The organism is Pantoea sp. GbtcB22 (assembly GCF_019091025.1).
In the GTDB taxonomy this organism is placed as follows: Bacteria; Pseudomonadota; Gammaproteobacteria; order Enterobacterales; family Enterobacteriaceae; genus Pantoea; species Pantoea leporis.
This window is the reverse complement of record NZ_JAGXKB010000586.1, coordinates 1-247: the sequence shown is the minus strand read 5'-3', so window position 1 is coordinate 247 and position 247 is coordinate 1. Positions and strand designations below refer to the sequence as shown.

1 protein-coding gene is annotated in these 247 nt (G+C 70.0%); it reads left to right on the top strand.

The window, feature by feature from the left end; genetic code table 11:
- Positions 1-247: hypothetical protein (locus KVT28_RS26055; protein WP_217551166.1), on the top strand; the 247-nt coding region annotated here is incomplete at both ends.

Sequence of the window (247 nt, the reverse complement as noted above, 5' to 3'; positions counted from 1 at the left end):
GATGCCGTCATCCTCCTGCGCGAAGGCGATCAGTGGCTGATCGCCGGCCACGAAGGCCCGATGGCGGGCGAGGTCGGCGCCCGCCAGCCGCTCAGCCCCCCGACCGCACCCGGCAGGGCCATGCTGGACGGGCTCACCACGCACTTCCCCGATACCGCAGCACCCGATCCTGTCGAATTCGCAGCAGCCCATGAATTCGGTCGCCGCCATGGTTTCAAGGCAGCGCTGGTGGCGCCGATGCTGCGCG